This window comes from Streptomyces sp. A18 (assembly GCF_059026065.1).
This window is the reverse complement of the sequence record NZ_JBWLKL010000034.1, coordinates 77471-83716: the sequence shown is the minus strand read 5'-3', so window position 1 is coordinate 83716 and position 6246 is coordinate 77471. Positions and strand designations below refer to the sequence as shown.

Sequence of the window (6246 nt, the reverse complement as noted above, 5' to 3'; positions counted from 1 at the left end):
AGGGGAGGTAGTCATGCCAACTCCGAAGGCCGGAAGCCCCGTTGCGGGGCTACGAAAACGGTAATGGGGGGGGGAGAGTCAGGGCCGGCCGGGCTGCGCGAGGGTCTCGAACAGGCTGGAGAAGCCCTGGCCGCCGTGGCCGTCCGCGATCCTGCGGTCCATCAGCGCCTTGACCTCCCGCATACGTACGGTGTCCACGCCGACGGATTCGCGATGGCCGATCAGGTCGTCCATCAGGGCGACCTGGACGTCCAGCGAGCCGAGGTCGGGTGCGTACTGGCCGCTCTTGACGGCCTGTGCCATCGAGGTCAGCAGGGCCGGGTAGGCGGGCAGCGACGCGGCGACGCGCTCGGCGAACTCCACCGGGTCGACACCCTCCACTTGGACGAGCCGCAGCGTGTGCAGGTAGCCGATGAGCAACTCGTAGGAGACCGCGACCTGGGCGAGGAACTCCACGGCGGCCGAGCCGGCGTTCTCCCCGTGGTAGGTGACGGCGCCGAGTTCCCGCAGGGTCTGTTCGTGGGCGTCAAAGGCCTTACGGGAGCCGCTGACCGGGATCAGGATGTTCGGCGTACCCACGTAGGGCGGGTCTCCCATGAGCTTGGCGTCGAGGTACTGGGCGCCACGCTCGCGCGCCCAGCGCTCGTTCGCCCGCGCCTGGGCGGGCGAACCGCTGGTGAGGTTCACCAGAACCTTTCCGGAGACCGCGGCCTCGACGGAGCCGAGAACCTGGTCGACCGCTGTGGCGTCGAGCAGGCTGAGCACCACGAGCGGGCTCGCCGCCACCGCCTCCGCGGCGGTCGGGGCCACGGTGGCGCCCGCCTCGGCCAGCGGTGCGGTCTTGGCGCCGGTACGGTTCCAGACCGTGGTGCGGTGGCCGCGATCCAGTAGCGTCCCGGCGATCGCCGTTCCCATGGCGCCGAGGCCGAGCACGGTGACCCTCTCGGCGGTGGCGGCCGGGTTGTCGGTTGTCGCTGTCGTCGTCATGGTGATGCCTTTCGTGAAGAAATACCGGCTTCGTCAGATCACGCTAGGAGCTCAACTACACTTGAGGTCCAGTACGCCGCTGCGTACGCCTGCGGCCGACCTCGGGGCAGACGTCAGGCGTCGAGGAACTCGCGGGTGAGTTCGACGAGTTGAGTGGGGTCGGCGAACCAGTCCATGTGGCCCTGGTCGGGGATCTCCGTCAGTCGGCTGTCGCGGATCGCGTGGTGCAGCTGCCGGGAGCCCTCGACAGGGATCATGGCGTCACCGGCGAAGCCGACCACCAGCGTGGGCGCGGTGATCGAGGGGAGAAGCGGCCTGATGTCCACGCGCCCGCAGAGCTCGATCTGGCGGCCGATACCTGACGGTGGCCACGGGTCGGCCAGCGACTGGGCCAGGCCGTCGTGGCCGAACCGGTCCAGAGCCGCGGCACTGAATCCGGTCAGCGCGGAGAATCGCTTGAGCAGCTCGCGATCGGTATCGAGCAGCTTGCGCCACATCTCGAAGTAGTAGCGGTCGCGCGGACCGGTGGAGTGGGACCACCCGGCCACGAGTATGAGTCGGCGCACCCTGTCCGGCCGGGTCGCGGCGACCGCGGCCGCACCGACCGCGCCGAGGGAGAAGCCGAGCAGGTCCACCGGCCCGTCCGACGCGTCATCGATGGCCGCCACGATCTGGTCGGCGATCAATTCCACGCTCAAGTCCGCGCCGTCGTCCTCGGTTCGGCCGCTTCCGCTGAAGTTGGGGCGGATGACCGTGCGGGTGTCGGCGAAGTGCTTCACGACGGGACCGAAGACCTTCTCGGCGTCGCCGCCGGCGCCGTGCACCAGGGTCAGTCCGGGCCCTTGGCCGTCGACTTCGTAGTGGACGCGAGTGTCGCGGGCAGCGGTGAAGGGCATGCCGCACTCCTTAGGCGAGAGCTGATTAAGTGAGTGCTAAGCTAACTTCCAGTTCTGCGAGTGTCAATTAAATGAGCGCTCATCTATCTTGCTTGGGAGGAAACATGGCGGACGCGGTGTCGGCAGTTCTCGAACAGTGGCGCCGGGAGTGCCCCGGCCTCGATGTGTCGCCGATCGGCGTCGTCGGCAGGGTCCTGCGGCTGGCCCGGCTCTGGGACAAGGAAATCAAGGACTTCCTCGGCGAACACAGCCTGGAGCCGGGCGAGTTCGACATCCTGTCCACACTGCGCCGCGCCGGAGAGCCCTACGAATTGACCGCGGGAGCCTTCCTCAAGGCGTCCCTGGTCACCACCGGGGCGATCACTCTGCGGGTCGACCGCATGGCCGCCAAGGACTTGGTCACGCGCGTACCCGACGCCACCGACCGCCGCTCCATCAAGATCCGCCTCACCCCCCAGGGCCTCGAGACGATCGACCGGGTCCTCCCCCTCCATCTGGCCAACGAGGCCCGCCTCCTTCAGAGCCTGGAAGCCGACGAGCACCACGCCCTCGCCACCACACTGGCCGACCTGCTGGAGTCCCACGGCGACGCACCCCCCAAGTAGCGGCGCCGCGCGGCGGGTGGGTGGCGGGTGGCGGGTCGACCAACGGCACACGGCTTGCCGGCGGCGTCGACGGGATCGCGGTGGCGCCGGAGGCCATCACAGCCTCCGCCGACGGACCGACATCCGGGCTGCGCAGGGCGAGCAGGATGTCGTGACGCTTGCCGCTGATCGGTCGCCGCCGACGACCTGCCCATGACAGCAGGTCCCACGACGCGTCGCATGTTCCAGGCCAGAGCAGACGGGCGATCAGGACGGTGTTCAGGTCCTGGCCCCGGCCCCGGCCTCGGACTTGTCCTGGCAGCTGCTCATGGCGCCGGGTGTGAGTTCACGACGAAGCGCGCCCCATCGGGATCGGCCAGGACAGCCTCGGCCGATCCCTGTGCCCCTTTCAGGACGCTACCGCCGTGGTCTCGCGCCGCCTGGGCGCACGCGTCCACGTCGTCGACCGAGAAGTGGATCTTCCAGCGTGGCCGGATCGCGGGATCACGCGCGGAGTCGACGGCACCCGAATGGATACGGGCCACGACGTCGCCCTCGCTGCGCAGCACGACCTCGTCGTCTTCGTAGTGGACCTCGCAGCAGCCTGAACTCGTGGACGCCCAACCGAGGACCTCCGCGTAGAAGATCGCCGCGTCGAAGGCGTCCCGGGTGTAAAGCTCCACGTAGGCCGGGGCCTCGCGGCGCCATTCCTCCCAGCCGGACACCAGCTCGCCCTCCCAGATGCCGAAGACCGCCCCGTCGCGGTCGGCCAGTACGGCCGCCCGCCCCGGAGGGAACGAGATGGGCCCCACGGCGGTCGTCCCCCCACGCTCCCGGCTGCGGGCCACGGTCTCGTCCGCGTCGGACACGGCGAAGTAAGGGGTCCATGCGACGGCCAGTTGCCCCATGGTCTCCACGGCGGAGACTCCCGCCACCGGCACTCCGTTCACACTGGCGAACTTGTACTGATCGCCCAGCTTGCCGGTGCGCCAGTCCCATCCCAGCACAGCGTGGTAGAACCCCTGCGCCGCTTCCAGATCACGCGTGGTCAAGCTGACCCAACAGGGTGCGCCGAACACCGAGCGGCTGGCCACGACGTCGCTTCCCGTTGCCCTATGGCTGTTCATGTCCGTGCCGTTCTGAGGTCGATGGACGCCTGCGAATTTCGGGGGTACTGGCGCCGGCCCTCGCCAGGCCGCAGCGCACTGCAGGTATCAGCGGCACCCGACGGTCCGCGATCCCTTTCGGTTCCCGGTTCCATCATCCCTGTCTTCGCGCCCCGCGTCCCGCCAGCGCATCTGGCGTCGCATCGGCGGCGAGCATCGCGACCGCCGCAGCGGCCATCGGGCTGCCCGGCCAGATCACGGGTGGCCGTGGAGGCGCCCTGCCGAGCACGACCTGACCCAGACTGACTGACCCAGACTGCCCTGACGCCGACTCCGGCGGCGGGCTCGCGAATGCGTCACGGGTCCAGGCCATTCCGGACCCTTCCAGGACCACTGACCTGGGCGTGCGCAATCACGTTCGTCATACGGCGAGGTCAAAGTGCAGACCATCCTGGGAACGGCCCCGGAGTGGCTCCCGCTGTCCCCCGGCGAGACTGGCGGCAGGCACCAGCGAGGCAAGCACTGGGGCCATGGCGGGGCTCACGCGTCGCGGTGCCTGTCCGGTGCCGGCGCCGTGTCATCGGGATGGAGGCCGGCGACGCGCCTGTGGGACAGTTCGGGCGGGGTCTCCCCCGCTGCGAGGTGCTCCAGTACCTCAGCGAGCTCCCGGCAGGCACTCTGCACCGATCGTCGCGTGGCGCGCTGTTCGGCGACCATGGCGGACAGCAGGAGCGCCGTCAGTGCGGTGGCGCCGTTGAACGCCTGGAGTTTGGTCATGACTTCGATGGCCGACAGGTTGCGGAAGGCGCCCTGCTGCGTGTTCGCCTCGAAGGTGGTCAGCGCCGACGCGAACAGCGCGCACAACATGCTCCCGGCCAGTTGGAAGCGCAGCGCCACCCAGATGAGCAGGGGGAAGACGAGGAACAGCAGGCTCAGTTCACCGACCACGGCCACAGGTACGACGACCAAGGACGTGAGGCCCAGGAACACCATCTCCTTCCAGCGCCTCAGGCGCAGTGGTCCTGCGGCTCCCATCAGTACGAGCAGGAGCGGAGTGACCAGCAGGACACCCATGGCGTCGCCCACCCACCAGGCCAGCCACACGGACCAGAACTCCTCCTGGGCCAGTGCGCCGGTCAGCACCTCGAGACCGACCCCCGCCGTGGCACTGATCAGCATCGCTACGAGCCCGCCGAGGAAGACCAGGGCCAGACCGTCCCGCAGCCGTGAGATCCCGACCCGGAAACCGGCCCGCCGCAGCATCAGATAGGCACAGAGCGGGCCGAGGGTGTTGCCCGCGACGGTGACCAGGGTGGTGGGCTGCGGGGTGGTGAGGGACGCGATGACGAGCAGGGAGCCGATGGCGATCCCGGGCCAGACCGCCACGCCGTAGACGAGCAGGGCGGCGACGGCGACACCGGTGGGCGGCCAAATGGGGGTGACGATGACGCCTTCGACGGTGAGCCGCCCGAGCAGGCCCAGGCGCCCGGCCACGTAGTAGCAGGCAGCCACGGCCAGTGTCTTGAGGGCTATCTCCAAGGACGGCCGGAACCGACGAGTCACCACCACAGAGCCATCAGACACCGGGCGGACCACTCGGGCCACGCGAAGGCCTCCGCCGATGCCCGATGCCCGAAGCCCGTCCGCGATCTTTGGGGACTCTTGATCCCGGGGTGCTCCTGACCCCGATAGCCCTACAGGCCACCGCCGTCATGGCCGACGACCAGGACGGCGGCGTCGTCCTCATGCCCCACCGTGTCCGCCAGCCGCATGACACCGCCTGCGAGCGTGTTGATGCCCAGTCCGGCAGCGGTGGTGATCTCGGCGAGGTGCATCACCCGCCGCAGGCCTTCGTCGAGGCTCAGTGACGGCCCCTCCACCACCCCGTCGGTCAGCAGCACGACGACGCCGTCCGTGGTGAGGCGGTGGCACACCACGGGGTACTCGGCGCCTTCGAGCACGCCGAGCGGAGGCCCGCACTCTCCTTCGTCGATGCCGGACCGGCCATCGGCCGTGGCCCAGATGTGGGGGATGTGGCCGGCCCGCGCGCACTCCAGGACGCCGGTGGCCGGGTCGAGCCGCAGGAACGTACACGTCGCGAAGAGGTCCGCGCCCAGGGAGACCAGGAGATCGTTGGTACGCGCGAGCAGTTCCCCCGGGTCGCCCGTGACGGAGGCCAGCGCACGCAGTCCCACCCGGACCTGCCCCATGAATGCGGCGGCCTTGATGTTGTGCCCCTGCACGTCACCGATGGACAGGCCGACACGCCCGTCGGGCATGGTGAAGGCGTCGTACCAGTCTCCCCCGACGTTGAGCCCGTGATTGGCGGGCATGTAACCCACAGCCAGCCGGACCCCGGGAGGCTGCGGAAGGTCATGGGGCAGCATGCCGCGCTGCAGCGCCACTGCCAGCTCGACCCGGGAGCGCTGCATCTCCGCGAGCTCCCGAGCTCGGGCAGTCAGCGCCCCGAGCCTGGCAAGCAGCTCGTCACCGCCGTCGGCCCTTTGCGTACGGAACATTGATCGCCCCGGTTCCGCGAGAGCACCCCGCGTCAGTTCAGCTGTATTCCGCCGTATGCACCGCCGGACGAACCTCGCGATCAAGTGTGCCCGCAGATGACGGCGGTCGCACCCCCAGGTGATGCCACAGCAGCCGCCGAGCGGGCTCCCCCAG

Annotated in this window: 6 protein-coding genes; 1 reads left to right on the top strand and 5 read right to left on the bottom strand. The window is 69.4% G+C overall.

What is annotated here, in order from left to right:
• Positions 1-78: 78 nt before the first annotated feature.
• Both AC5P1C_RS34500 and AC5P1C_RS34495 read right to left on the bottom strand, forming a co-directional pair.
• Entirely contained in the window at positions 79-987 is a 909-nt protein-coding gene (locus AC5P1C_RS34500; protein ID WP_493869918.1) for an NAD(P)-dependent oxidoreductase, read from the bottom strand.
• A gap of 113 nt (positions 988-1100) precedes the next feature.
• Positions 1101-1883 (bottom strand): alpha/beta fold hydrolase, encoded by a 783-nt coding sequence (locus AC5P1C_RS34495; protein WP_493869917.1) that lies wholly within the window; start codon positions 1881-1883, stop codon positions 1101-1103.
• A 104-nt stretch (positions 1884-1987) separates the two neighbouring features.
• On the opposite strand from AC5P1C_RS34495, the gene AC5P1C_RS34490 reads away from it, so the two are divergent.
• Positions 1988-2488 (top strand): MarR family winged helix-turn-helix transcriptional regulator, encoded by a 501-nt coding sequence (locus AC5P1C_RS34490; RefSeq protein ID WP_493869916.1) that lies wholly within the window; start codon positions 1988-1990, stop codon positions 2486-2488.
• Between the two features lie 305 nt (positions 2489-2793).
• Here the strand turns inward: AC5P1C_RS34490 and AC5P1C_RS34485 are convergent, their stop codons facing one another.
• From AC5P1C_RS34485 to AC5P1C_RS34475, 3 genes are all read right to left on the bottom strand, one after another.
• Positions 2794-3594, bottom strand: a complete 801-nt coding sequence (locus tag AC5P1C_RS34485; protein WP_493869915.1) for a VOC family protein — start codon at positions 3592-3594, stop codon at positions 2794-2796.
• A gap of 519 nt (positions 3595-4113) precedes the next feature.
• A complete protein-coding gene (locus tag AC5P1C_RS34480) occupies positions 4114-5142 on the bottom strand; it encodes an MASE1 domain-containing protein (protein ID WP_493869914.1) in 1029 nt (342 codons plus the stop codon).
• A 125-nt stretch (positions 5143-5267) separates the two neighbouring features.
• On the bottom strand, positions 5268-6092 hold the full coding sequence (locus tag AC5P1C_RS34475; RefSeq protein WP_493869913.1) for a PP2C family protein-serine/threonine phosphatase: 825 nt from the start codon (positions 6090-6092) through the stop codon (positions 5268-5270).
• Positions 6093-6246: the final 154 nt, after the last annotated feature.